At 61.7% G+C, this 2075-nt stretch carries 1 protein-coding gene and 1 pseudogene; both read left to right on the forward strand.

Annotated features, from left to right (window positions below):
- The first annotated feature begins 217 nt into the window (after positions 1–217).
- Positions 218–942: pseudogene (gene hpf / locus AHiyo1_RS02805) on the forward strand (ribosome hibernation-promoting factor, HPF/YfiA family).
- 32 nt (positions 943–974) lie between these two features.
- Positions 975–2075 (forward strand): winged helix-turn-helix domain-containing protein (locus AHiyo1_RS02810; RefSeq protein ID WP_059387544.1); only part of this gene is annotated, 1101 nt, incomplete at its 3' end.

Here is a 2075-nt window from a genome sequence, read left to right on the forward strand (position 1 = left end):
CGACCTACCTGCGGACGGCTGGACACCCAGCCCGCGCCGACTCAAACAAAAAATAAGTGACGAAAGGATGAATTACCAGTGGCGATGAACTAACGTCGGTTATGGGTACCAAGAACAGATGTACCTGTCGATAGCGGCTCGGAAAGGGGCTCGACTGTCCGTCAGATCAGCCCTAGAAGCGCCCTTATCGTGTCACCTGAGTTGTTTGGAGGGCACCATGGAGTTCATGATCAGCGGCCGTAATCTGACCGTTTCGGATCGCTTCCGCGAGTATGCCGGCGAGAAGATATCAAAGATTGAATCGCTTGGGGACAAGGTCCAGAGGGTCGACGCGAAGGTTTCAAAGGAAACCAACCCGCGCCAGACACCGGGCCAGCTCACGGTCGAAGTGACAGTTCTGGGCCGGGGCCCTGTGATCCGGGCCGAAGCGAGCGCCGCTGACAAGTTTGCCGCCTTTGATCTCGCCTATAGCAAGCTGCTGGAGAGGCTCCGCAGGGCCAAGGACCGCAAGAAGGTCCACCACGGCCGCCACACCCCAAAGCCGTTCGTGAGGCTACTGCGACGCTCGAGCCGGCCAGCGCGAGCGAACCCATTTACGTAGAGGCAAGCAACCACCAGGAGCCAACGACGCCACCGGTGGAGACCTCGCCCTACGACGTCGACAACGACATTCCGGCCGGTGATTCCCCGGTCCTGATTCGTCGCAAGGTTTTCCCCGCCGCTTCGCTCACCCTTGATGACGCGGTGGACAACATGGAATTGGTGGGCCACAATTTCTACCTGTTCGTGGACAAGGAAACAAACACGCCGTCGGTCGTCTACCGCCGCCGTGGCTGGACATATGGAGTAATCACTCTGGACTCCACATGCGAACCAGGAGACGAACCAGTGGAGGAAAAGATCCACGCTTACCGTTCGAATGACCAAGCCGCCACAGCCTAGCTTGCATTCGTAATTCCCATGAAAGGACTGGCATGGCCGCTTCGCTGAGCCTGTTGCAGGCACGGCGGATTGCATTGGCAGCCCAAGGACTGGACAAGGAACGGCCCACCGGCCCCGTGACTTCGCGGGCGGTGGGCCGCACCTTTGCCCGCCTCCACGTGGTGCAGATCGACTCCGTCAATGTCCTCTCGCGCAGCCACTACCTTCCTTTCTTCTCAAGGCTTGGCAACTACGACCGGAGCATCCTTCATGCGATGGCCGGGCGAAGTCCGCGGCGCATGATGGAATACTGGGCGCACGAGGCGAGCTTCATCCGCCCGGAACACTTCCAGGATCTGCTGCTCTGGCAAAACCGCGCATGGGTGGGCGCAGCCCACTTGGAACATGGACTCCGGGAGGACATGGCCAACCGGATCCTCGATACGCTCGCAACCGGGCGCCCCATGACTGCCGCACAATTGACGGCCCACCTAGGGCACCAGGAAGACCGGCAGCACGATAACTGGGGGTGGAACTGGAACCTGGTCAAGAGGGTTTTGGAGCACTTGTTTGAAGAGGGGCTCGTGACGGCCGCGTCGAGGACAGAGCAGTTCGAGCGCCGGTACACGCTGACATCGCGGGTCCTGCCATCGGGATTGCCTGCGGTCATCCCCCGAGCAGGAGCCCTCCCGGACGGCGGCTCCGAGCTGTCGACGGCGGCAATGGACCGGCTGATCGACGCGGCAGCCCAGGCCCATGGAATCGGATCAATCCGCTGCTTCGCCGATTACTTCCGGACTCCGGTGAAGGCAGCTGCAGCATCGATCGACAGGCTCGTTGCCGCCGGCCGCCTGGAGCCCGTCACGGTGCGTGGTTGGGACCGGGCCTTGTACCGGCACGCGGAGGCCCGTCTTCCCAGGGCCGCCACGGGCCGTGCCTTGCTCAGCCCGTTTGATTCACTGGTCTTTGAGCGTAGAAGGCTCGAGGAGTTGTTCGGCTTCCATTACCGGATCGAGATCTACACGCCTGCGGAGAAACGCAAGTTCGGGTATTACGTGCTGCCCTTCCTCCTTCGGGACGCAGTGGTCGCGCGCGTAGACCTCAAGGCCGACCGCGCAGCCAAGCAGCTTCTGGTGCGTGCCGCCCACGGCGAG

Source organism: Arthrobacter sp. Hiyo1, assembly GCF_001263615.2.
Taxonomy (GTDB): Bacteria; Actinomycetota; Actinomycetes; order Actinomycetales; family Micrococcaceae; genus Arthrobacter.